The 22,777-nt window shown below is 58.7% G+C and carries 19 protein-coding genes; 7 read left to right on the top strand and 12 right to left on the bottom strand.

Features of this window, described 5'->3' with window-relative positions; genetic code table 11:
• The first annotated feature begins 48 nt into the window (after nucleotides 1–48).
• Entirely contained in the window at nucleotides 49–2,043 is a 1,995-nt protein-coding gene (locus ABVF61_RS30005; protein WP_353997275.1) for a HAMP domain-containing methyl-accepting chemotaxis protein, read from the top strand.
• Between the two features lie 58 nt (nucleotides 2,044–2,101).
• On the opposite strand, the gene ABVF61_RS30000 is transcribed toward ABVF61_RS30005, so the two are convergent.
• From ABVF61_RS30000 to ABVF61_RS29970, 7 genes are all read right to left on the bottom strand, one after another.
• Nucleotides 2,102–3,052 (bottom strand): branched-chain amino acid ABC transporter permease, encoded by a 951-nt coding sequence (locus ABVF61_RS30000; RefSeq protein WP_353997274.1) that lies wholly within the window; start codon nucleotides 3,050–3,052, stop codon nucleotides 2,102–2,104.
• Nucleotides 3,052–3,942, bottom strand: coding sequence for a branched-chain amino acid ABC transporter permease (locus ABVF61_RS29995; RefSeq protein WP_353997273.1), 891 nt, complete (start codon nucleotides 3,940–3,942; stop codon nucleotides 3,052–3,054). Before ABVF61_RS29995 ends, ABVF61_RS30000 begins: the two co-directional genes overlap by 1 nt.
• The gene (locus ABVF61_RS29990; protein WP_353997272.1) at nucleotides 3,939–4,658 is read right to left on the bottom strand and encodes an ABC transporter ATP-binding protein; all 720 of its coding nucleotides are present in this window, start codon (nucleotides 4,656–4,658) and stop codon (nucleotides 3,939–3,941) included. The genes ABVF61_RS29995 and ABVF61_RS29990 overlap by 4 nt, the downstream gene beginning before the upstream one ends.
• Nucleotides 4,655–5,428 (bottom strand): ABC transporter ATP-binding protein, encoded by a 774-nt coding sequence (locus ABVF61_RS29985; RefSeq protein WP_353997271.1) that lies wholly within the window; start codon nucleotides 5,426–5,428, stop codon nucleotides 4,655–4,657. The genes ABVF61_RS29990 and ABVF61_RS29985 overlap by 4 nt, the downstream gene beginning before the upstream one ends.
• Before the next feature lie 11 nt (nucleotides 5,429–5,439).
• The gene (locus ABVF61_RS29980; RefSeq protein WP_353997270.1) at nucleotides 5,440–6,639 is read right to left on the bottom strand and encodes an ABC transporter substrate-binding protein; all 1,200 of its coding nucleotides are present in this window, start codon (nucleotides 6,637–6,639) and stop codon (nucleotides 5,440–5,442) included.
• Nucleotides 6,640–6,949: 310 nt separating this feature from the next.
• Complete coding sequence (locus ABVF61_RS29975; RefSeq protein WP_353997269.1) at nucleotides 6,950–8,044, bottom strand: cupin domain-containing protein; 1,095 nt, start codon at nucleotides 8,042–8,044, stop codon at nucleotides 6,950–6,952.
• Between the two features lie 39 nt (nucleotides 8,045–8,083).
• The gene (locus ABVF61_RS29970; protein ID WP_353997268.1) at nucleotides 8,084–8,770 is read right to left on the bottom strand and encodes a GntR family transcriptional regulator; all 687 of its coding nucleotides are present in this window, start codon (nucleotides 8,768–8,770) and stop codon (nucleotides 8,084–8,086) included.
• Between the two features lie 209 nt (nucleotides 8,771–8,979).
• Between ABVF61_RS29970 and ABVF61_RS29965 the strand changes: the two genes are divergently transcribed.
• A complete protein-coding gene (locus tag ABVF61_RS29965) occupies nucleotides 8,980–10,116 on the top strand; it encodes an aminotransferase class V-fold PLP-dependent enzyme (protein ID WP_353997267.1) in 1,137 nt (378 codons plus the stop codon).
• A 3-nt stretch (nucleotides 10,117–10,119) separates the two neighbouring features.
• On the opposite strand, the gene ABVF61_RS29960 is transcribed toward ABVF61_RS29965, so the two are convergent.
• Genes ABVF61_RS29960 through ABVF61_RS29940 form a run of 5 tightly spaced genes read right to left on the bottom strand, consistent with a single transcriptional unit; the run spans nucleotide 10,120 to nucleotide 16,701 of the window.
• Nucleotides 10,120–11,673 carry an indolepyruvate oxidoreductase subunit beta family protein gene (locus ABVF61_RS29960; RefSeq protein WP_353997266.1) on the bottom strand — a complete coding sequence of 518 codons (1,554 nt, stop codon included), beginning with the start codon at nucleotides 11,671–11,673 and terminating at the stop codon, nucleotides 10,120–10,122.
• The gene (locus ABVF61_RS29955; protein WP_353997265.1) at nucleotides 11,673–13,823 is read right to left on the bottom strand and encodes a thiamine pyrophosphate-dependent enzyme; all 2,151 of its coding nucleotides are present in this window, start codon (nucleotides 13,821–13,823) and stop codon (nucleotides 11,673–11,675) included. Before ABVF61_RS29955 ends, ABVF61_RS29960 begins: the two co-directional genes overlap by 1 nt.
• Before the next feature lie 29 nt (nucleotides 13,824–13,852).
• Nucleotides 13,853–14,347, bottom strand: coding sequence for a MarR family winged helix-turn-helix transcriptional regulator (locus tag ABVF61_RS29950; protein WP_299483709.1), 495 nt, complete (start codon nucleotides 14,345–14,347; stop codon nucleotides 13,853–13,855).
• Nucleotides 14,344–15,900, bottom strand: coding sequence for a phytoene desaturase family protein (locus ABVF61_RS29945; RefSeq protein WP_353997264.1), 1,557 nt, complete (start codon nucleotides 15,898–15,900; stop codon nucleotides 14,344–14,346). Before ABVF61_RS29945 ends, ABVF61_RS29950 begins: the two co-directional genes overlap by 4 nt.
• Nucleotides 15,901–15,909: 9 nt before the next feature.
• The gene (locus ABVF61_RS29940; protein WP_353997263.1) at nucleotides 15,910–16,701 is read right to left on the bottom strand and encodes a cyclase family protein; all 792 of its coding nucleotides are present in this window, start codon (nucleotides 16,699–16,701) and stop codon (nucleotides 15,910–15,912) included.
• Between the two features lie 112 nt (nucleotides 16,702–16,813).
• Here ABVF61_RS29940 and ABVF61_RS29935 point away from each other — a divergent pair, with 112 nt between their 5' ends.
• The 5 genes from ABVF61_RS29935 to ABVF61_RS29915 all read left to right on the top strand — a co-directional run bounded on the left by ABVF61_RS29935 (nucleotide 16,814) and on the right by ABVF61_RS29915 (nucleotide 22,777).
• Nucleotides 16,814–18,382 (top strand): phytoene desaturase family protein, encoded by a 1,569-nt coding sequence (locus tag ABVF61_RS29935; protein WP_353997262.1) that lies wholly within the window; start codon nucleotides 16,814–16,816, stop codon nucleotides 18,380–18,382.
• Between the two features lie 49 nt (nucleotides 18,383–18,431).
• Nucleotides 18,432–19,958 carry an ABC transporter substrate-binding protein gene (locus ABVF61_RS29930; RefSeq protein ID WP_353997261.1) on the top strand — a complete coding sequence of 509 codons (1,527 nt, stop codon included), beginning with the start codon at nucleotides 18,432–18,434 and terminating at the stop codon, nucleotides 19,956–19,958.
• A 101-nt stretch (nucleotides 19,959–20,059) separates the two neighbouring features.
• The gene (locus ABVF61_RS29925; RefSeq protein WP_353997260.1) at nucleotides 20,060–21,070 is read left to right on the top strand and encodes an ABC transporter permease; all 1,011 of its coding nucleotides are present in this window, start codon (nucleotides 20,060–20,062) and stop codon (nucleotides 21,068–21,070) included.
• A complete protein-coding gene (locus ABVF61_RS29920) occupies nucleotides 21,063–21,914 on the top strand; it encodes an ABC transporter permease (protein WP_353997259.1) in 852 nt (283 codons plus the stop codon). The genes ABVF61_RS29925 and ABVF61_RS29920 overlap by 8 nt, the downstream gene beginning before the upstream one ends.
• A complete protein-coding gene (locus ABVF61_RS29915) occupies nucleotides 21,911–22,777 on the top strand; it encodes an ABC transporter ATP-binding protein (protein WP_353997258.1) in 867 nt (288 codons plus the stop codon). Before ABVF61_RS29920 ends, ABVF61_RS29915 begins: the two co-directional genes overlap by 4 nt.

Here is a 22,777-nt window from a genome sequence, read left to right as displayed (position 1 = left end):
TTTGCCGCTTATCTCTCATTTGAAGAATGCATCTGAAGGATTCGAACCATGACTGTGCAGCAAAGAATCTTGACGGGCTTCGGCTCGATCGCATTGTTTATCGCAGCGGTCGGCGTCTGGGCCTACATCAGTCTGAGTGTCGTTGTCGAAGACATTACGGCCATGGAAGACATGAGCGGTGACGCATTGCTTGCCTCGGAGCTCAATGCCGACATGGCAAAGGTTCTGGTCAATACGAACAAGTACATTCAGACACGATCAGACGAAACGCTCGCGATGACCAATGATTTCCTCCACCAGATGGGCGACGGGATCGCCCTTGCGGAAGAAGAAATTAACAATCCTGCGCGCGTGGAACTCATCCAGAAAATCAAATCGGGGCTGAGCGACTTCAAATCCGGTCTTACGCAAGTTATCGCACTTTACGGGGAACGGGACGAACTCGTCCTGAACAAACTCGACGTGATCGGCCCTCAGGCCAGAAAAAATCTTTCGAATATCAACGAAACGGCCACGCGAGATGGTGACTTCGAAACGGCAAACCTCGCAGCCAGGACATCTCAGGACTTCCTGCTTGTGCGCCTTTACGTGCTTAAATACTTGTCCTCCAACAATGAAAAGGATTTCGATCGCGCAAAAGCAGAGATGGGGCCCATCGAAAAGGCACTTTCGGACCTGAACAAGAGCATTGAGAACCCGGAACGCAAGGCAATCCTCGCCGAAACAATCCCAATGATTGAAGACTACAAGAATGCGGCGCAACGCGTGCATGACATCATTGTAGAGCGGAACGTGATCCGGGCCGACATTCTGGACAAAACCGGATTCGACGTGAACGGATGGGCAGCGCAGGTCAAGGAAAGTGCCGTCGCAGACAACAAGGCGCTTGGCGAGAATACGGTCAACGAAGCATTCGTGGCCGAATGGCAGATCGCAGGCGCGTCCGGATTTGCGTTCCTGCTGGCCGTTTGCCTCGCCTTTGTCATCTCCCGGGGCATTACAAGCCCGCTGGCGCGACTTGTTGAGGACGCCCGCCGTCTGGCCGATGGAGACACATCCGTTGAATTTGCCGAAGCCCAACGTTCAGACGAAATCGGCGCCGTTGCCAAGTCTGTCGCCGGTTTTCGTGATGCCGTGGTTCAGCGTCAGGAACTTAGCGCAAGGCAGGAAGAAGAGCAGGCAGATCGTCAACGGCGAAATGATCGGATTGCCGAACTGCTCAGCACTTTCAGCGGCCAGATCGGCGAAATGCTGGATGCCGTGAAAACGGCAACCCAATCAACGCAGGCCACTGCATCGGAGATGACCCAGACGGCGCAGGACACCAGCGGGCAGGCTAGCGAGGTTGCCGCCGCTGCTGAAGAAGCAACTACCAACGTTCAAACGGTCGCAAGCGCCACCGAAGAGCTGTCCGCTTCCCTGCAGGAGGTTAGCCAACAGGTGGCCCATTCGTCCGGGATTGCCGACAAGGCATCGTCCGAAGCCCAGAAAACGAACTCACAGATAGGCAGTCTTGCAAGCGTCGCCGAAGACATTGGCGAAGTGGTCAGCCTCATTCAAAACATTGCCGAACAGACAAATCTCCTCGCTCTCAATGCGACCATCGAGGCTGCACGCGCCGGGGAAGCAGGCAAGGGATTTGCCGTGGTTGCCGCCGAAGTCAAGGACCTTGCGAGCCAGACCGGAAAGGCAACAGAAGAAATTTCACAAAAGATTTCGGCCATCCAGACCGAAACCCGCGACGCGGTTGGAGGCATCCAGGCGATTGGCGAGATCATCGAGGAAATGAATTCTGTCGCTTCGTCGATTTCCGCGGCTGTCGACCAGCAGACATCGGCAACCGGAGAAATAGCCTCCAACGTGGATCAGGCATCACGGGGAACGAATGTTGTGAGCGAGCAGATCGCCAAGGTTTCTGCAGCCGCCAGCGAAACCGACACTGCCGCGCACAGCGTGCTTGAGGCATCGGCGACCCTGGCCCGGCAGGCCGACGACATGCGCGAAACCATTGAAACGTTCCTGACGGAAGTTCGTGCCGCATAGACACAAGTTCCGGTCAGGCACATCCTCGAAAGAGCGCAATCCTGCGCTCTTTCTCGCATCAATCCTTCCGGAACTTCACCGGCGGCGATTTCTCTGGAAGAAGCCCCGCCCTGAAGCGTTGCAGAACCACCTGGAGCAGGAGGCCGACAAGCAGCATTCGGATGAAGGAGCTGCGGGTCGCCCATTCCGGCGGCAGGCGATTGGTGAAAATTTCCGTCACGGACCAGATCGTCCAGATGCTCAGCGCACCCAGGATTGCGCCCCTGTTGTTGCCGGAACCACCTGCCATCAGCATGACCCAGACAAGGAACGTCGTCAGCAGCGGGTCGGTTGCCGTAGGCGACAGGAAGCGGAAGTAGTGGGCTGACAACCCGCCTGCGATGCCCATGACCGCGCAGCCGATGACGAAGGTCTGGACGCGGAACTTCTCGACATTCTTGCCCGCAGCAGCGGCCGAGTTCTCGTTGTCACGGATAGCGCGCAAACTGCGGCCCCAGGGACTGTCATAGAGGCGGGACGTCGCAATATAAACCAGCAATACGATCAGCCAGACGAAGCCAAGAAAGGCGACATCCGACATGCGTCCCGTTGTGAAATCTGCAAAGGGCCGCGGGATCCTTGAGATCCCGAGGCTGCCATTGGTCAGCCAGCTCTCATTGACGAAAACAAGCCGTAGGATCTCGGCGATACCGATGGACGCCATGGCGAGATAGTCGCTTTTCAGCCGCACGCAGATCCGCGCGACCGCCCAGCCGGTCAGACCCGCAACGATCGCTGCACCCAGCAGACCGATCGGAACGGGCATGGAGAAGCCGCCAAGGTGCCTGCCCGAGGATGCGGTTGCCAGGATCGCGGATGTATAGGCGCCGACGCCGTAAAAGCCAGCGATGCCGGCATTGAACAGGCCGCCCATGCCCCACTGGACATTGAGCGCCAGGCAAAGCAACGCGTAGATGCCGCCCAGGATCAGAAGGCTGACGACGTAGAAGAAAAGACCGGTCAGCTCCATTACAGCAGTCTCCCCTTGAAGAGGCCCTGCGGGCGGAAAATCAGAAGCGCGATCATGATCACAAAGGCGACGGCCGTCTTGTAAGACGGTGAAATCAGCGCGTCATCGCCAATCCAGTGATAGGACGACAATTCTTCCGCCATGCCGATGATGAAGCCACCTGCCATCGCGCCCATCGGTTTACCGATCCCGCCAAGAACTGCCGCTGCGAACATGGGCAACAGCAGGTTCCAGCCAAGATTGGGATGGGCGGACGTGTTGAGCGCCGCGAACGCCCCTGCAATAGCGGCAAGCGCCGCACCGATGATCCATGTCCAGCGCACGACTTTCGCCGTATCGAGCCCCGAGACTTCGGCGAGTTCGGGATCATCGGCAACAGCACGCATGGAGCGGCCGGTTTTCGTGGCGGTCAGGAAGAAGTGCAGCAGCACGGCGATGAACGCCGTTGTCACGATCGCCTGCAGGTGAAGCACCGAAACGCGAAACGTGTCGAACAGAACCAGCGGCTGGCGAACGCCGGTAACGAGGACCTGGTTCTCCGAGCCCCAGATAAGCTGGATCAGCGAGCGGAAGACCAGCGCAATGCCGAAGGATGAAATGACGGTGTAGATCGTTGGCAGGTCCCTGAGAGGTTTGTAAAAAAACCGGTCGACAAAGAGCGCTGCGAAAATCGTCAGGGCCATGCCGAAAGGGATCAGCAAGAGCGGGTTCACGGGCATGAATGCGGCAGCAGCAAGAATTCCATAGGCTCCGAGTGTCATCAGATCGCCGTGGGCGAAATGGGCAAAGCGCAGGATGCCGAAGATCATCGAGATGCCGACGGCGCCCAAGGCATAAATGCTGCCGATTGTAAGCGCCGGAAAAAGATAGAAATTGACGAACTCCGTCATCCGGCGGCCCCTCCCAGAAAGAGGCGGCGCACGTCTTCGTCGGCAAGCAGCTCCTGTCCGGTCCCGCTGACGTGGTTGCGGCCGTTGACCAGAATGTGACCGTGATCGGCAATTTGAAGCGCCTGGCGCGCATTCTGTTCGACCATCAGGATCGTGATTCCGGTCTTGCGGATATCGAGGAGCAAATCGAAAATCCGTTCCAGATAGGCGGGAGACAATCCGGCCGTCGGTTCGTCCAGAAGAACAAGCTTCGGATCGCTCATCAACGCGCGGCCCATGGCGACCATCTGCCTTTGGCCACCGGACAATTCGCCAGCGGGCTGCCCAAGCTTGCCGTTCAGGTCGGGAAAAAGCGCCAGCACTTTATCCAGGGTCGCCTTCTTGTCGTCCGGTGGTGCAGCGTAGGTGCCGACATCAAGATTTTCAGCCACCGTCATGGAAGGGAAGACATTCTTGCTTTGCGGCACCGCGGAAACACCGAGCGGCACAAGCGCAGACGTCTTGCAGCCGGTCAGCTCCCGTTCGCCAAGCCTGATGGAACCGGCAGCGACATGCGTGAGGGCGAAAATCGACTTCAAAAGCGTCGACTTGCCCGCGCCATTGGGTCCTAAGATCACCGCTATTTCCGCCGGTTCAACGCTGAGCGAAATCTCCTCGATGATCGGAGGGCCGCCATATCCTGCCGTCAGCCCCTCAACGGCAAGCTGTTCGGTCATAGACGGGCCTCATATTTTCCGCCGCCGAAGTAGGCTTCAATCACGCGTTCATCCTGCCTGACGTCTTCAACTGTTCCCTCCGTCAGCAAAGCCCCTTGCGCCATCACAAGAACGTGGTCGCACAGCCTGGAGACATAGTCGAGATCATGTTCAATGAGACAGAAAGTCAGGCCGCGTTCGCGGTTCAGCATCAGGATCTTATCGGCCAGTTTTCCAAGCAGTGTCCTGTTGATCCCCGCGCCGATCTCATCAAGCAGGATGATCTTCGGATCCCGCATCAGCGCGCGGCCGAGTTCAACCAGCTTCTTTTGACCACCTGAGAGGTTGCCGGCCTTTTCGTCGATCACATGCTCGAGTTCGAGCAGACGGACGGTTTCACGTGCGGTCTCGTAGATCCGCCGCTCTTCCGCCGAATAGCTGCCGCGCCGGAATACGACATTGAGAACGTTTTCGCCGTCCGGCGCGTCAGCCGACGCCATCAGGTTTTCAAGGACGGAGAGCCTGGAGAATTCGTGCGGGATCTGAAAGGTTCGCGCGAGGCCCGCCTCTGCCCGCTGATAAGGCTTCAGGCCGGTGATATCCCGCCCGTCAAACAGCACGCGCCCCGAGGTTGGCCGGACCGCTCCGGCAATGACATTGAAAGCCGTTGTCTTGCCCGCACCATTGGGTCCGATCAGACCGGTGATGCGGCCTGCGCCGATCTCGAAGCTTGCATGGTCAACCGCCCGCAAACCGCCGAAATCGACGCAGATCTTTTCAAGTTGAATCACGCTCTGAAAGCTTATTCGACAATCGCGATCTGCTTGTAGCCGTCGCCATCGACAACGAATTTGCCGATGAAGCCGCCGACATCGCCGTTCTCGTCAAACTCGGCGGTGCCGCTGGCCCCGTCATAGTCGATGTCCTTGCCTTCCTTGATGAGGGCAACAGCCTTTTCCCATTCGCCCGGTCCGACCTTCTCGCCAGGCGCCATCGCAACGTCACGAAGCGCCTGTGCCATCGCGGCCCGGTCTGTGGACCCGGCCTTTTCGATTGCCAGCAGCGCCAGGAATGTTGCGTCATAGGTCTGGTCCACAAAAGCCTTGTCGGCGCCTTCGCCATATTCGGCGTTGAAGGCGTCATGCAGCGTTTTCTGGGCCGGGTTTTCAGCTGGCGATGTCGGGGAGGAGAAGAACGACGTTTTCAGTGCATCCGCGCCAACGTTCTGGATCAGCAGTTCGTCCCGCAAGCCGTCGGTACCAACGAACTTGTCGAACAGGCCACCTTCAATCGACTGCCTGACGATCTTGCCGCCGCTGTCGCCCGCATAGGCGATCACGACAAGAGCTTCTGCGTCGCCCTTTGCAAGACTTGCCAGCTCGGACCGATAGGAGTCCTTCTTTTCCTCGTGCTTGTTCTCTGCAACGATCTCGCCACCGGCCTTCTTGTAAGCGTCCATGAAGGTCTGGCCGATACCAACGCCGTAGTCATTGTTCACGTAAGTCACCGCGACCTTTTTGAGGCCTTCATCCAGAACCATCTTGGCGAGGATTTCGCCCTGGTAGTTGTCGGAAGGAACGATACGGAAGACGAGACCGTCGTCCTGCAGATCCGTCATCGCGGGCGACGTTGCGGTCGGCGAAATCTGAGCAACGCCTGCCGGGATAATGGCCGCTTCTGCCGCCGCAATCGTCGTGCCGGACATCAGCGATCCCATGACAATCGGCACGTTCTCGATATTGACCAGCTTCTGAGCGGCATCGACCGCACCTTGCGCTGTGCCCGTGGTGTCGCCGTAGACCGCAACCACTTCGCCGCCAAGCAATCCGCCCTGGTCATTGACGTGTTTGACGGCCAGGTTCGCGGCGTTCTGCAGCGGTGGAATGAAGTTGGCAATCGGACCCGTGATGTCCATCAGGATCCCGATCTTGGTCTCCGCATAGGCCAGCGAGCTGGTGCCCAGCATCAGAGCGGCTGCGGCAAGTGTCGTCAATTTTTTCATCTTTATTCCCCTCAGTCTGTTGATTTGGTTCAACTTTACATTCCGTTTTTTCTTGATCCGTCTTTTTTTTCAAATACCTGACTAGGAAATCCGCAACGATCCAGACACCTATAAATACCATTGCAACAAACGCTTTGTCTAAATAATCAGATTCAAATCCAAAAATAAAAAATAAAAAATATATGCAGCAAAGAAACAAATAGATATATATTTGCGTTTTGGTTATTTTAGAGTCTTTGTTTTTCACTTCAATTTCCGAAAGCAAATTTTAAAACAACTTGTGATTTCCACCTTTCGACGAAAAACTATTTCACCCCCATGACCGGCTTACAACCTCGGTTTCAAACCGGCCCGGCAGGCTGACTTCTAGCAGCTGCAGGTCGGTCGTTGCGCCCGCGTATCGCGTCGCCATTTTTGGCGGGATCACGAAGGCGTCTCCGGCAGACAGGCGGTAAGGGTCTTTGTTTTCGCCCTCGAGTGTCATTTCGCCTGCCAGCACAAAGTTGAAAAGAATATCGCAGTCGTGCCGCGTCCACGGTGACATATCTCCGGTTGGACGCGCTACCATAACAGATGCCACCCCATTGGTATTGTCGCAGATTGTCGTGTCACGCGCCTCAAAGCCCGGAATGCGAAACGGCTCAAAGGCAGCGTCTTTTGCAAGGTTATGGACGAATTTCTGGCCTTGCCATTCCCTGTCCGGCCGCTCGACCGGGGTCGGCAGCTCCATCTCATGATCGATCTCGGTGATGTGCTCGGCGGGAACGCCGATCTCGATCACCTCAATGCCATCCGCGGCATGCATCACGCGATGCCGGATTTCCGGCGGCTGGATAAAACAGTCGCCTGCTGCCAGACGGCGCATGCCGCCCTGATCCTCATAAAGGACATCCACCCACCCCCGCACACAGAAGATCAGCTGGAACCCGACCTTGTGGAAATGCACCATGTCAGGCACCGGACCATCAGGAACGCGGATGTGAGACGCGATCATCGCGCCGCCAAGCCGTGTCGGGACAAGATCGCGGTATTCCATTCCCGCGCGTCCAATCACCCAGGGCGCTTGATCGGCGAGCCTGCGTACGACAAAGGCATGCTGTGTTTCCGGCAGGACAAGCGGTGGGTTCAGTTCATCAATTTCGACCCGAGTGCCGCCCGGTGAAACGAGGAGGCGTTCGCCGGCGGCGAATTCATCCGGACCGTCGGTGAGAATGCGCAGCGTTCCAGGTGCGTCCGGGGCATCCTTTTCGACGCGCACCCTCAGCCCATGGCCGGAAAACACAGCGATTTCCGGATTGTCGGCCGGATAGATCATGTCCAGCCGCATCTTCAGCGTTTTGGTGAAAAAGGGCAGATCTCCGCCGAGATTGTTGGTTGGAAGCCGTACTTCTGCTTTCGTTTCCATCATCCGCTGCCCGTCAGTCCTCGTTGTGCGCCCATCAAATCAACCGACCTTCCGAGCGCTTTTTTCCGCCTGCAGGTTTTCATGCGCGGCGAGATAGGCGGCTTCACCGTCAAAAACAAATCGAAGAATGCGGTCAGAGGCCGCGACTGCGTCCCGGCTGCGAAACGCTTCAAAAAGACGGGTGTTACCCTCAACAATAACCGGATGATTGGCGGGATCGGCGAAAGTCATCATCCGGACTGCCTGCACTTGTGTCATGTAACGCTGCAAGGTCTTACGCAGCGATGAGTTCGAAACGGCACTGATCCAGCCATTGCGGAAAATCTCGCAAGCCCTGAACAGCTTCTCCTGATCTTTGTCCGCCATCGCAGAACGGGCACTTTTGAGAACCTTGTCCAGATCGGCCAGTTCCTCTTCGGAAAGATCCTGCGCCGCCAGCGCCGCAGCTCTCGGTTCGAGCAAGCGCCGCAGATCAAAAATCTCGAGTATTTCCCGGTGATCGATTCTCGGAAGCACAAATCCTTTGGTCGTCTGCTCCAGATATCCTTCATGGGCAAGGCGCATGAGCGCGTCGCGTGCGGGCATGCGCGAGACACCGAATTCCGCCGCGACGGCGGTGTCCACCAGCCGTTCCTGCGGAGCAATGTCCCCTTTCTGGATGCGGCCCATGAGAACATCATGGATCTGCATGCTCGTGCTTGGTGAGGGCGCTGGAGCGGATGTCAAACCTGCGATTCCTCCCTCCCTAGTCACCTGACACAGCAAAAATCGTATACAGAAACTCAGCAATCACCCGCATGAATTCAATTCGATGAGCATGCAACGAGCCAAAACCAGTTCCTTTAAGCTTGAACTAATTCAAAAACTGTATACGAATATTTCCCAATTGGTCAACACTTGCGAAGACGCAATCAGCCAGAGCCTTGGAGGGGTGCATGACGGAGCGACGGGAGGGTTATTTTCTATACCACTCCATCGGCCAATATCCCGGCAAGGAGGCGGATCTGAGCGATGCCATGGCCGAACTTGCGGCCGTATGGAGCGCGCCCGACGATCAGCAATGGACCTACATGCTTGGGAAACGTGCTGAGTTCATCGATCTGTGGCGCGGCCTCATCGGCGCTTCACCGGGATCCACCACAACCTGCGAAAGCGTGACGCAGGGCGTGCACATGCTTTTGACAGCACTTCCGGGCGAGCAACTGCGGGGACGGAAAGTTCTGGTCGCTTCGGACTGTTTCCCGTCGAACCACTTCCTTCTGTCTCGGCTGCAGGAGCGCCTTGGCTTCGACCTTCAGACTGTCTACCCGCGGCAGGGTGCGGCCTGGGTTTCAGATGAAGACATGATTGTCGAATGGGACCGCGATGTGGCTTTGGCGCTCATCACCTGGGTCAGTTCGACAACCTCGCGCAAGGCCGATCTGGACGCCCTCGTGAGCCATGGACGCGACATGGGCAGCATCATCGGCGTGGACATTACACAGGCCTCCGGTCTCCTGCCCTTTTCCGTGAGCGATCCCGAGGTCGACTTCGTGGTCTCCACCAGTCTCAAATGGATGTGCGGTACACCCGGGGCCGGCATCCTTTATGTCCGTCCGGAGCAGATTAACGCTTGCCGTCCCGAAGTGTGCGGCTGGTTCAGTCAGGACAATCCCTTCAACTGGGACATTTCAGCATTTGAGTATGCGCCGGATATCCGCCGCTTCGACAATGGCACGCCCGGCATCATGCCGGCAGCCGCAACGGTGCCCGCCCTGAAGTGGCATGCCGCCTCGGATCAGCGTGCGCTATTGCACCACAATCGCTTGCTCAGCGATCTGTTGATCGAAGGAGCGGACGATCTGGACCTGGATCTCGTTTCACCCCGCAATGCGGACGCCCGGGGTGGCAGTGTCATGATCGACATGGCGTCCGGCGAACGCGCCGCAAAGACGCTCGCCGATCTGAATGCGGCCGGATTTTCGGCGGATATCCGTAGTGCAACACTGCGTCTTTCGCCAGGTGTCCAAACCACAGAAGAAGCGACCCGCGAGCTCTTGTCGGTGCTCAGCACATCGCTCAACGGCAGCTGACGATCAGCCGGTAAAGCTTTCGACCGTCTTCAGAGCACCATCAAGTTCGGTGCCCTTTTCATCCTTTAATGCTGCTTCCCTCAGGCGGGCAACCCATTGTGGGCCGTCCTCACGGTCTTCCACCATACGGGCACCAGCGAGAACCTTGTCGAATTTCGAAAGGCCGCGCGCGTGCGTGTCGGAATATCCCTTGATCAGGCGTCTGCAGCGCAGGATTTCAACGGCCATTCCATAGCGATCCGGCAGATAACCGGCCACCATCTGGAGCCAGTCATTCAGGTGATCCTGCTCCATCTTGTGGCGCAACGTTTTCAGCCGCCAGCTTCTCAGACCGCCCAGAAAGTAAAGCATAGCGAAACCGCGCAGGCTGTCGGTTCTGAGGCGGCGGCCTCGATTGAACCAGCGGTCGATGCGCTTCATCCAGGCCGGATCGTTTTCCATTTTCCGGCCCAGTTTTTCAGGGAGCAGGCCAACGATCTCTTCTGCCCGGGGATGCAGGTAGTCCGTCAGATGCATGACGTTGTCATTGCCGACACCCATCTCGGCCTCGATGCGGTCGAACCGCTGCGGGCGAGTCTTTAGATCCGCGACGCGGATGACATCGTCATAGGCCATGGCGTTGGCGATATACTTCGCCGCGTCGCGCGACAGTTCGTACTCCTTCTCTGCTGTGTCAGCCTTTACCAGCGCGTCCAACCGGTCCAGATACTCCGTTCCGTAAGCGCAGTCCTGGAAGTCGACGACCTTCGTCAAACCAGCCGTCGCCATAAGACGAACCGGTTCCGGCAAGGCCGCGACACGCGCTTCCAGACGTGCCCATTCGGACTGAATGTCCGCCGGTCCTTTTGGCGCAACGACTTCCTGCTGGAGGGGCTTTTCTTCCACCGGTTTGGCAGGTTCGCCGTTTTGCGCGAGATCATATCCGGCAGCAAAGGCGCGCAGGCTGGCCTCCACGCCCTTGCCGCCTGTCCGGATCGCCTCTTCGAAGGCTTCCCGCTTGAACGGAAGCGCTTCAGAACCGGCCAGTGCACCGAAGAGCGAGGCAGATATCACCGAGCCGACCTTGACCGCTGCCTGGTCCATATCGGCAAGAATGAGTTTTTGCGAGGCGACTTCTGCGGCGGCCCGCACCTCGTCGGAAGACGCCATGCCGTCGCCCGGAACCGTTTTTTCCGAAACCGCGAGCATCCTGTGCGTTGACGCGATCAAGGTGGTTCGGTCGGGCGTTACGAAGCCGCGAATGATCGCGCGCCCGGCTTCCATCATTTCTGCCGCAATGGCAATGTCGACATCACCTGCCGCAGGCGCCAGTGAGAAGACCGGAGCTGCAACGTCACCCGGCGCCATCTCGATGTAATAGATGGTCGCGCCAGTGCGCTGCGCGACACCGGCAACGCTTGTCGCCTGACAATGGTAGCCCTGAGACCGGGCGAGGGACTCGATCCAGTTGGTCAGAACCCCGCCGCCCTGACCGCCAACCGCCATGACCGCAAGTTTGATGATGCCTTCCAAGGCCGGATCAGTCGGCTGGGCATCAAGAGGCAAGGCAAGCGACATCAAAGTGCCTCCCCGGAAAAGGTAAGGCGTTTGCCTGCGCGGCGGTTCTGAAGCCAGGAAATGACCTTTTTGCGCAGTCCCGTCAGCCAGGTTTCGAACCCCGTCGGATTGTGAACGACCTTGGCTTCGTAGAAGGACGGGCAAAGGATCGCCGCGTCAGCCACCTCACCGCAATTGCCGCACCCGACACAGGACTGGTCGATATGCGCAACAGGATCATCCCGGAGCGGATCGTCCAGCTTCTTGAGCGACAGAGACGGGCAACCGGACAAGCGGATACAGGCATGATCCCCCGTGCAGACATCCTGGTCGACGCCGAAGCGCGGCGTTTCAACCCGCTTTCCATCCGCAATCGCCTTGTTGCGAATGGGTTTTTCCCGCCTCTGCCGGTTGAGCATGCACTCTGACGAGGCAACGATGACCTTCGGACCCTTGTAGTCCGTTGTCAGAGCCTCGCGGATCGCCGCGCGCATTTGGGTAACATCGTAAGTCCGGTCGATTTGCCGGATCCATTCCACGCCAACACCTTCAAGAGCCTTAGAGATCGGGTGGTTGGTCGACTTCGTGCTGTTCTGCGCCCGGCTGGACAGAACGTCCTGACCACCGGTCGCCGCCGAATAGTAGTTGTCGACGATTATCGCGACGCTGTCCGACTTGTTGAACACCATGTTGCCGATCGATGAACTGAGGCCGTTGTGCCAGAAGCCGCCGTCACCGAGGATCGAGATCGCACGGTGTTCGCCGCCACCATCGAAAGCGGCGTTGGAAGCCGGCCCGAGACCATAACCCATGGTGGACCCGCCGATTTCAAAAGGCGGCAGGCAGGCAAACAGGTGACACCCGATATCACCAGTGATCTGACGGGGTCCGAGTTCCTGTTCCGCCAGCTTCAGTGACGCAAAAATCGGCCTTTCCGGGCATCCCGTACAGAAGCCCGGCGGTCGGATCGGCACCGACTTGGTGAGATCCGGCAATTCCGTTTTCGGCGTGTTCGGCGCAAGCACCTTTCCAGGCAACAGATCCGGCGCATATTGCCTGACGAAGGCCTCCAACCCGTCGAACATGATCTGGCCGGTATATTCGCCCGCCTTCGGGAAAATACCTTTGCCCTCAAGCCGCGTGGTCGCCCCTTCCTTGTAGAGCATGGCGCCGATCTGCTGCTCGATGAATTCCGGCTGCCCCTCTTCGACCAGAAGCACGGCCTCCTTGCCCTTGCAGAAGTCCACGACATCAGACTTGACGATCGGGTATGTCACATTGAGCACATAAAGCGGAACGGACGTGTTGCCGCTGATATCCGCAAGACCCAGCCGCTGAAGCGCCCGGATGACGCTGTTATACATGCCGCCGAGACACATGATCCCGATTTTGCCGCTCTCGGGTCCGAACCGCTCATTCAGCTTGTTGTCGAGAATGAATTTCTCGGCTGCAGGCCAACGGTTGTCGATCTTGTCGTGTTCGTGCGCATAGGACATCGGCGGCAGGACAACACGTTTGAAATCCCGTTGAGGATTGGCGAGAGCATCCTGAACCGATAAGGGCGGCGGCACGTTGTCCGAGGTTTCAAAGCTGCCGGTCACATGGCACGAACGAATGCGCACCATCAGCATGACTGGCGTGTTACTCGCTTCGGAAAGCGCGAAGCTGTCGCCGACCGCTTTGACGATGGAAGGCAGATTCGGACGCGGATCGAGTAGCCAAAACTGCGATTTCATTGCGAAACCGTAGGATCGCTCCTGCATGATGGAGGAGCCTTCGCCGTAGTCTTCGCCGACAATGACCAGCGCGCCGCCATTGACGCCGGAAGACGCCAGATTGGCGAGTGCGTCAGAGGCGACGTTGACCCCGACGGATCCCTTGAACGTCACCGCGCCGCGTATGGGATAGTGCACCGAGGCTGCGAGCATGGCGGCGGCGGCGGCTTCCGAGGCATTCGCCTCGAAGCGGACACCGAGCTCGCCCATGAGATCCTGGGCGTCTGCCAGAACGTCCATCAGATGGGAAATCGGCGCACCCTGGTAGCCGCCGACATATCCGACACCGTTTTCCAAAAGGGCCTTGGTCAGCGCGAGAATTCCCTCGCCCGTGAAAACGTCTCCAGACCCTTTGCGAAGATGCTCTACCTCAGCCTTGAACGACCTCTCGGCCATCGGCTCCTCCCTACGCAGTTCTCAAGGTGCTAAATCGGATGCTTGCGAATGTTTTTCAAAATGGTCTGCAGCGTTGCGACAAAGGTCCTCTGGTCGGCATCGCTGATCCCGCGGAACATTTCCTGATAGGCGGTTGCCAGATGGGGCCAAAGCAGTTCGTGCGTTTGGCGCCCCTTTGTCGTCATGTGAATCCGCACTGCGCGACTGTCCTCACTGTCGGTCACGCGCTCCACCAGTCCATCGCGTTCCAGTGCATCCAGGGCGCGGCTGAGCGTCGAAGTTTCAACAACCGCATAGACCGACAAATCGCGGATCAGGATCCCGTCGAGCACGGACAGAACCGCGAGCGCCCGCATTTTCGGCGTAGTCAGCCCCAGTTTGGCCATTTCGTCGCGCAAAGCGGCGTTATAGCGCCCCATGATGCGGTTCATCAGGTAGGGCGGAAAATTCTCCAGGCCGATTTCGCCGAGGCGCGGGACCCGAGCGTTCTGCTCCATAAGCTCCAGCCCGTCTTCGTTCTTCATGCGCCCATCCTTTTCGCCAGATTGTAGCCGGAGCCTCCCCCCAGGCCCGGACCCGGATGGGTCGATGCGCCGATCATGTGAAGGTTCGCGATTGTGGTGGCGCTGTTAACGGAATGGGTGAACGGGCGCCAGACGAAAAACTGGTCGATGCTGCAGGCACCGCCATAGGGATCCCCGCCGACGAGGTTGATGTTCATGTTGCCAAGATCCGCCGGCGAATAGGCCTTCCGGGCAAGCTTGATCTGATCGAAATTCCTGATGTGCTTTTGGAGAATTGCCTCAACCCTGTCGGCGAATGCTTCCCTCGTCGCCTCGGACCAGTCCGGTCCGGTTTCCAGCTTGCCGGCGGCGTCGCCCTTGACGACACGCGGTGCATCGGGAATTTGCAGCCACAATATGCCACTCCCCTCCGGCACGCGTGACGGATCCAGCCTGTGCGGCTGACCGACACATATTGTCGGCGTTTCGGGTAGAAGGCCGCGCTCTGCTTCGTTGGAAGATTTCGACACACCGTCAATGCCATCGGTGAGGTGAATGAGCGCGACATCTTCGAGACCGTCAGCGATCCATTCCGGCTGACCGCTCAGCGCATAGTGCAACTGAAAATTCCCACGGCCGTACCGGTACCGCTCGGCGTGGGCCGGTACAGCTTCGTCGCCGAGCAACCTTTGGTGAAGCTGGGTTGGCGTTACCGATGCAATGACGGATTGCGCCTTGATGCTTTCACCGTCTGCGGTATCTATGCCGACGGCCTTGCCGTCCTTCACGCGGATACGCGCAACATCGACGCCGGTGCGGATCTTGCCGCCCTTTTCCTCGATCAGTTTTCGAAACACTTCGGGCACCGCTCCGGATCCGCCTTTTGCAACCGGCGCGCCGGCCGCTTCAAGCGCGAATGCGATCACGCGGCCCATCTGTCCTGAATAGGTGCTTTCCGGTGTCAGGCCGGTGTGCAGCACCCAAGGCGCCCAAAGCGCCTGCACCGTCTCGCTGCCGTAGCCATGTTCCAACCAGGCGCGCGCGGGTTGCAAAGCTTCGCCGAACCATGTCTTCAGTCCGTTCAGCCCACGATTCCAGGCCTGCTTCGCCATAAGCCGTGCCATCTTGCCAGACCAGAGCGGGCTTCCCAAAAGCGCGAACAGAAACTCCGCATCGGCTTCTATTTCCGACACGTCCTTCTCATGCTGCTTCCCGTCCCCTGCTTCCAGACCGTCGAAAGCAGCGACATTTGCCGCGCGGTCCATCGTCAGGACGGCAGCCTGACCACCCGGCCGCAATACGGCGGTCGGTTTTGCCGTGTGGCAAAACTCCAGGCCATGACGCCCGAGATCATCGGCAAGTTCCCCATAGGCCGGTGAGGTCAGAAACAGAACGAATGTGGCTGCCATCACGTCGTGATGGAAGCCAGGCAAGGTTATCTCTTCGGTCCGCATGCACCCGCCCAGATGCTCCGAGCGTTCCAGCATCAGGACAGGCTCGCCCTTGCGCGACAGCAAAGCCGCCGCGACAAGCGCGTTGATACCTGATCCGATGATCACATGCGGTGCGGACACGGCTTGACCTCAGCCCCGCGGAACCAGCGCCAGTGCGCGGATCGGGCTGCCGGTGCCCCGCTCGATCTTCAAAGGCGCGGCAATGAGGATCGCGCCTTTCGCAGGCAGCTTGCTCAGGTTGGCAAGCGAGGCAAGTCCGAAGCAATTGTCCCGGTGCAACAGGTTGTGTGCAGGATAGGGTGGCTCCATGCCACCGGCCTGTCCCGCATCGGTGCCAATACACTGCGTGCCCCAGCCCACAATCTTCTTGGACAACAGATATTCGATCGCATCGGGTGTCGGTCCCGGGCTGTGCGGACCGGTTTCGTCAGTGTTCAGGAACAGGTCTTCGTCATGCGCGCGATTGTCCCAATCGGTACGCATCAGCACCCACTCGCCGGCGCCGATCTCGCCGTGCTCGGCTTCCCAGGCCTTGATCAGATCGGCCGTCAGCAGAAAGTCGGCGTTTTCCGCACTTTCTTTTGAACAGTCGATCACGTTGACCGGTGCAACGAGGCGCTGAACGTTCAGTGTGTCGGTAAAACCGTCCTCATAATCCTTGCCGGTGATCCAGTGGTGCGGAGCATCGAAATGCGTTCCGGAATGCTCTCCGAGGACCATCCAGTTCCAGGCGAAAAACGGCCCGTCGGAATCGTACTCACTGATCTTGTGAATTTCGACCTTCGGCGTGTTCTTGGCAAAATCAGGCGGCAGTTGGATGATCGGCGTGTTGGGTCCCAATACGCCCGTGCAATCCACCACTTCCACTTCACCGGACAGGATCTTCGACCCCAGTTCACCGAGTGCATTTCCTGCTGACATCTCACGCTCCCTCTTTGCCTCGTGGCCCGTCGGCTTGTTATCTCAATTGAATGCTAGACAGATTTAGTTGTATTTGCAATTATCTATTTCGAGGGGGACAAGGACTTGCGCGATGGATGAAACTCTGGACGGCGTGATCATCGGCAGCGGACACAACAGTCTGGCCTGCGCCGTTCATCTGGCTGCGCAGGGCTGGCAGGTTGGCGTTTTCGAGCGTGCAGCAGAGCCGGGTGGCGCGGTCAAGACCGGCGAATACACGCTTCCCGGGTTTCGTCACGACTGGGCGGCGATGAACCTCTCCCTGTTTGCGGGATCAGCCTTCTTCAAGCAATACGGCGATGAGCTGGGGCAGAACGGATTGAGTTTCGCGCCCGCATCCGATTGTTTTTCCTCCGTGTTTCCAGACGGAACCTGGCTAGGCGTCAGCAACGATCTTGAGACGACTGCCAAACGCATCGAAGTTGTCAATGCAGACGATGCCAAGGCCTGGCGCGATCTGACCAGTGCATTTCCAGCCATGGCAGACCCACTCGTCGGACTGCTTGGCTCTCCTGCAAAAAAACGTGCATTTGCATATATCCTCTACAAGGAGTGGCGAAAGTCGGGCGCGGGTGGCGTGCTCGATCTGACGCGCTTCCTGATGTCATCACCGCGCGCCTGGCTGAACGAGACCTTCGTTTCACCGAAAGTACGTGCGCTGCTCGGCGCCTGGGGCATGCATCTGGATTTTGCGCCCGATATCGCGGGCGGCGCGCTGTTTCCTTATCTGGAAGGTATGGCGAACCAGGCGTTCGGCATGGTGCTCGGACAAGGCGGAGCGGGTTCCGCGATCACGGCATTGACCGCTACCCTCGAAAAACGCGGCGGATCGGTGACCTGCAACGCGGAAGTGACCCGGATACTGGTCGAAAACGGCGATGCGAAAGGCATTGAGCTTGCCGACGGACGCAAGATCATGGCGCGCAATGCCGTCATCGCGAATGTCGCGCCAAAGGCTCTTTTAAAACTCGCCGGAGAGACCGGGGATGCCCGCTACGATACCGGGCTCAAGAAGTTCGCCCATGCACCGGGGACGATGATGATCCATCTGGCGGTCGATGACCTGCCAGATTGGCAGGCCGGCGAGGAGCTCAAGAAATTCGCCTATGTCCACCTTGCGCCCGATGTCGACCAGATGGCCCGGACCTATGCGCAGGCGCAGGCCGGCCTCCTGCCTGATGAGCCGGTGATCGTATGCGGTCAGCCGACGGTGGTCGACCCAAGCCGCGCGCCGGAAGGCAAACATGTGCTCTGGCTGCAGGTCAGGATGGCTCCAGGCGACATCAAAGGCGACGCAGCAGGCCAGATCGCCGCAAGGGACTGGGACGGAGCGGCAGAACCGTTTGCGGAGCGTGTTCTGGATATTCTGGAACGCTATGCGCCTGGAACACGCTCAAAAATCCTGGGCCGTCATATTGTGACGCCCGCGATGCTGGAGGCTGACAACCCGAACCTGGTTGGAGGAGACCAGATTTGCGGGAGCCACCACCTGAGCCAGCATTTCATGTTCAGACCTGTTCGCGGCTTTGCCGACGGAAGCACACCAGTGGGGAACCTGTTCCACACTGGTGCTGCCGTCTGGCCGGGAGCAGGCACGGGAGCCGGGCCCGGATATCTTCTCGCGCAAAAGCTCGCCGGTTAGCGACAACGAAAACACGTCCGGCACATTGGTAAAAACGGGGAACAGGACAATGAAGGTTTCAAGACGCACGCTTTTAAAAAGTGCGGCCGCCAGCGGGGTGCTGACTGCCGTGGGAACACCCGCGTTTGCAAGCGACATCGACGAGCTTGTCATCGCCTATAACGTCAACCTGCCGAGCTGGGATCCGACGGTCGGTCCGTCCGCGGTGAACCCAACCATTCAGGGCATCTACCAGTCGGTGTTTGACATGTTCATCCACCAGAACCCCGACCTGAGCTTTGGCCCGGGCATCGTGACGGAGTGGGGCTGGAACGATGACAAGACGCAAATCTGGATGGACATCAGGGAAGGCGTCACCTGGCACAATGGCGATCCGCTGACGCCGGAAGATATCGTCTGGTCTCTGGAGAGGGCCGGCAATCCGGACACCGGCAACCCGATCCAGTTCATCTGGGGCAAGATCGGCAATTTCCAGATCGACGGCAATCGGGTTACCGCAGACGTCAAGGAATACGAACCCACAATCTTCAAGTGGATGAGTTTCCTGACAGGGTATGTGCTGCCGAAGAAATACTATGAGGAAGTCGGCGCGGAAGGGTTTGAGGCAAACCCGATCGGAACCGGTCCCTACATGGTCGACAACTTTGAGCGCAACGCGTTTGTGCGCCTGAAAGCCAACGAGAACTACTGGGGCGGAGCGCCGGAGTTCAAAACCGTCACGATCAAGTTCGTTACCGATGCTTCCAGCCGCACGTTCGAAGTGAGCTCGGGCAACGCGCACGTCACTCTGGAAATGCCGTATGAAGAGTTCGACCGGCTGAAAGAACAGGACGGCATCGTCGGCACCGCAGCCCCGATCTCCGACATCGGCATGATTTTCTTGAATGATGTCGAGCCGATGAACGACCCGAATGTGCGCATGGCGCTTGCCCATGCAATCGACAAGGAAACGATCATCGAGCGGCTGCTGTCCGGTTACGGCGTTGCCATCGATACGCTGCAAACGCCTGACTACACGGCTTACGATCCCTCGGTCACCGTTCCTTACGATCCGGAAAGGGCCAAGGAGCTTCTGGCCGCGTCCGGTTACGGGCCCGACAATCCGGTCACGTTCAAGATCCAGACGACACGCGGGTTCAAGCCCAAGGATTACGAGATAATCCAGGTGATCGTCGGTCTGTGGCGCAAAGTCGGTATCGAGGCTGAAATCGAAGTCTACGAGATCGCCAAGCACTTCGAGTTGCGGGCCGCCGACCAGCTGGCTCCGGCTGCCTTCTACAACTGGGGCAATGCCATCGGCGATCCGACGACCTCCACCGGCTTCGCCATGTTCGGCCCCTCCCCGCACTCCGTCTGGGATGGCGAGGATCTCATGCAGAAGATCCTGCCGCTTTGGGGTGAGGCAGACGAAGACAAGCGCATCGCAGGCTGGAAGGAAGTCGACAAATTCATTGCCGACAACGCCCTGGTGCTGCCATTGATCCAGTATGTGCAACCCATCCTGCACAGCGATCAGGTCAAGGTCACGCCACATGCATCGGGCGCATTGCTGCCGCATCTGATGACTCGTTCCTAAGCCGGAAACACCGGCTCGCCTTCGCCGCAGTACCCAGCTTGCTTGCTCCTTAGGGTGCTGCGGCGGCTCTTTGTCCGAGTTGAAGGGTAAATTTTCGTCACATGCCATTCGTGCGTGCACTGCTGACGCGCTTTGCGACAACACTGGTCACTCTTTTAGGGGCGGCCATTATCGTTTTTGTCGTGATCCGTATCGTTCCGGGCAATCCGATCGCCATGATGCTGCCGCCCGGCGCGACGGAGGCGGATATCGATCGCCTGAAAACGCTTTACGGCCTCGACAAGAGCATCCCGGAACAATTCTGGATCTGGCTTGTCAACGTGCTGCAAGGGGATTTCGGAACGTCCATCACCTCCCGCCAACCCGTGTTCGACCTAGTGACCGGACGGTTGCCAGCAACACTGGAACTCTCGCTGATGGCGCTCCTGATCGCGATCGCACTCGGAGGGGCAGCCGCGCTCACGGCCACCTTGTACCGGGGAACCAAAGTCGAGGGCGGTATCGACGTTGCCGGCGGCGTCGCGCTGTCACTGCCGGATTTCCTCTGGGGGCTAGCACTGATCCTGGTCCTGGGTGTCGTCTGGCCGATCTTCCATATTTCAGGCCGGGTATCGCCTTCCCTCGGTTTCGACTTTCAGTCCAACTTCTATTTGCTTGAAGCTTTGGTCCGCCTTCGTTTCGACGTCGTCATCGATCTGCTCGGACACATGTTGCTGCCTGCGCTCGCGCTCGCGATCCCGCTTGCGGCAATCATTCTGCAGCTCTTAAAGCAATCGCTGAAAGAGTGCATGCACGATGACTATATCACGCTTGCGCGCACCAAGGGGTATTCGGAAACATCGATCATCACACGTGACGCCCTGCCGAACGCGATCCTGCCGACGCTGACGCTTATCGGCGTTCAATTCACGTTTCTGATCGGCGGCACGGTCATTATCGAACGCCTGTTTTCCTATGAGGGGCTGGGGAACATGGCCATCGATGCGGTGATCAACCGCGACCTGCCGCTGATCCAGGGCATCGTACTGGTGTTCGCGCTGCTCTTTACACTCGTCAATCTGCTGGTGGACATGACATACGCTGCGCTTAACCCGAGGCTGCGCCATGCCTGACGCGCGAGGACAAATCCGCCGGTTGCCCGGCCTGCGTCTGTGGCTGAGTGGGGGCTGGCTTCTCCTGCTGGTGCTTGCGGCGATCTTTGCGCCGATGATCAGCCCGCACGACCCGCTAGAACAGGATCTGTTCGCGGCGCGGCTGCCACCCTTTTGGGAACAGGGGGCGGATCCCGCCTATCTTCTGGGGACGGACTCACTTGGACGCGATCTGCTCAGCCGGATGCTTTACGGGGCCCGGCTCGCACTGACAGTCGCGCTCGTTGCCGGGACGCTGACCTGTCTCGTTGGCGCGACGCTCGGGCTGATTGCCGGTTACTACCGCGGATGGGCTGATCTTGTGATCTCTCGACTGGTCGATATCTGGATGGCGTTTCCGCCAGTCCTCTTTGCGATCCTCCTTATTGCGGTTTTGGGCACCGGTCTCACGTCTATCATCATCGCGATCGTCGTGATCGACTGGACGCGCTTCTCCCGGGTCGTGCGCGCCGAAGCCATGAGCCAGGGCGCGATGGACTATGTGGCCTCGGCGCAGGTCGCCGGGCGCACCCGTCTCGGGATTGCGCTTGCCGAAATTCTCCCCAATGTGCTGCCCACGATCGTCGCCCTGCTGACGTTGGAAATGGGCATTGCGGTGATCGTCGAGGCTATCCTGAGTTTCGTGAATCTTTCCATTTCGACCGACCAACCGACCTGGGGCGGCATGATCGCAGAGGGGCGTACATCGATCTACCAGGCGTGGTGGGTGCTTGTGTTCCCTCTCTTTGCGCTTTTCCTGACAGTGCTCAGCTTTTCCCAACTCGGTGAGGGCCTGAAAGACTATTTCGATCCGGTGCTGCGATGAGTTACCTCGCTATCCAAGACCTGACGGTCCGGCTGAAAAACGGCGTGCCCCTGCTGCGCAAGGTCTCGCTTGAGGTAGAGGCCGGCGAGGTGCGCGCACTTGTCGGGGAGAGCGGCGCCGGCAAGAGCATGATCGGCAAAGCCGTGCTTGGTATCCTGCCGCGCGCCGCCCGGCTCACCGGAGGCAAAATCCTGCTTGACGGCGAGGACCTTCTAACCTTACCGCCGAAAGCACGACGGGAACGGATCGGCGCAAAGGCCGCCCTGATTCCTCAGGATCCGCTCACGGCACTCAATCCGTCCCGCAAGATCGGCCCGCAGATCATAGACCGGCTTGTCGACATTCTGGGCTGGAAACGGCCGGAGGCCGAAGCGCGTGCGCTGGAACTGCTTGATGAGGTGCACATTCAGGACCCCGGCCGCGTCATGAAATCCTATCCGCACGAATTATCCGGCGGCATGCGTCAGCGCATCCTGATCGCCTCCGCCTTTGCGGCCGAACCCAAGCTCATCATAGCGGATGAGCCGACAACGGCGCTTGACGTGACGGTGCAAAAACAGATCCTCAAACTGATCCGGGAGATGCAGGAGCGTCACCAAACGGCACTGCTTTTCGTAACCCACGATCTCGGCGTCGTATCCAAGGTCAGCCAGTCGCTGACGGTCCTTTATGCCGGCAAGGTGATCGAGGACACGAGCGTGCGTGCCTTTTTCGAAGCGCCTGCGCACGCCTACTCTCGCGCGCTCTTGGCAGCGACACCCAAATACACCGATCCGGACGGCTCGCTGATGCCGGTCCCTGAATCAATCATCGCCGAGGTGGAACGGGAAGTGGCCGCCTTCGATGCGCAGTTGAACGGGTGA

The sequence above is a fragment of the Roseibium sp. HPY-6 genome (assembly GCF_040530035.1).
Lineage (GTDB): Bacteria > Pseudomonadota > Alphaproteobacteria > Rhizobiales > Stappiaceae > Roseibium.
Note: the sequence above shows the minus strand (reverse complement) of the source record. Positions and strands in the feature narration are given on the sequence as shown.

Bases quoted from the DNA above. Each gene is read 5' to 3' on its own strand.
- ABVF61_RS30005 (WP_353997275.1), top strand. From the start codon at position 49: ATGACTGTGCAGCAAAGAATCTTGACGGGCTTCGGCTCGATCGCATTG.
- ABVF61_RS30000 (WP_353997274.1), bottom strand. From the start codon at position 3,052: ATGGAGCTGACCGGTCTTTTCTTCTACGTCGTCAGCCTTCTGATCCTG.
- ABVF61_RS29995 (WP_353997273.1), bottom strand. From the start codon at position 3,942: ATGACGGAGTTCGTCAATTTCTATCTTTTTCCGGCGCTTACAATCGGC.
- ABVF61_RS29990 (WP_353997272.1), bottom strand. From the start codon at position 4,658: ATGACCGAACAGCTTGCCGTTGAGGGGCTGACGGCAGGATATGGCGGC.
- ABVF61_RS29980 (WP_353997270.1), bottom strand. From the start codon at position 6,639: ATGAAAAAATTGACGACACTTGCCGCAGCCGCTCTGATGCTGGGCACC.
- ABVF61_RS29975 (WP_353997269.1), bottom strand. From the start codon at position 8,044: ATGGAAACGAAAGCAGAAGTACGGCTTCCAACCAACAATCTCGGCGGA.
- ABVF61_RS29965 (WP_353997267.1), top strand. From the start codon at position 8,980: ATGACGGAGCGACGGGAGGGTTATTTTCTATACCACTCCATCGGCCAA.
- ABVF61_RS29960 (WP_353997266.1), bottom strand. From the start codon at position 11,673: ATGTCGCTTGCCTTGCCTCTTGATGCCCAGCCGACTGATCCGGCCTTG.
- ABVF61_RS29955 (WP_353997265.1), bottom strand. From the start codon at position 13,823: ATGGCCGAGAGGTCGTTCAAGGCTGAGGTAGAGCATCTTCGCAAAGGG.
- ABVF61_RS29950 (WP_299483709.1), bottom strand. From the start codon at position 14,347: ATGAAGAACGAAGACGGGCTGGAGCTTATGGAGCAGAACGCTCGGGTC.
- ABVF61_RS29940 (WP_353997263.1), bottom strand. From the start codon at position 16,701: ATGTCAGCAGGAAATGCACTCGGTGAACTGGGGTCGAAGATCCTGTCC.
- ABVF61_RS29935 (WP_353997262.1), top strand. From the start codon at position 16,814: ATGGATGAAACTCTGGACGGCGTGATCATCGGCAGCGGACACAACAGT.
- ABVF61_RS29930 (WP_353997261.1), top strand. From the start codon at position 18,432: ATGAAGGTTTCAAGACGCACGCTTTTAAAAAGTGCGGCCGCCAGCGGG.
- ABVF61_RS29925 (WP_353997260.1), top strand. From the start codon at position 20,060: ATGCCATTCGTGCGTGCACTGCTGACGCGCTTTGCGACAACACTGGTC.
- ABVF61_RS29920 (WP_353997259.1), top strand. From the start codon at position 21,063: ATGCCTGACGCGCGAGGACAAATCCGCCGGTTGCCCGGCCTGCGTCTG.
- ABVF61_RS29915 (WP_353997258.1), top strand. From the start codon at position 21,911: ATGAGTTACCTCGCTATCCAAGACCTGACGGTCCGGCTGAAAAACGGC.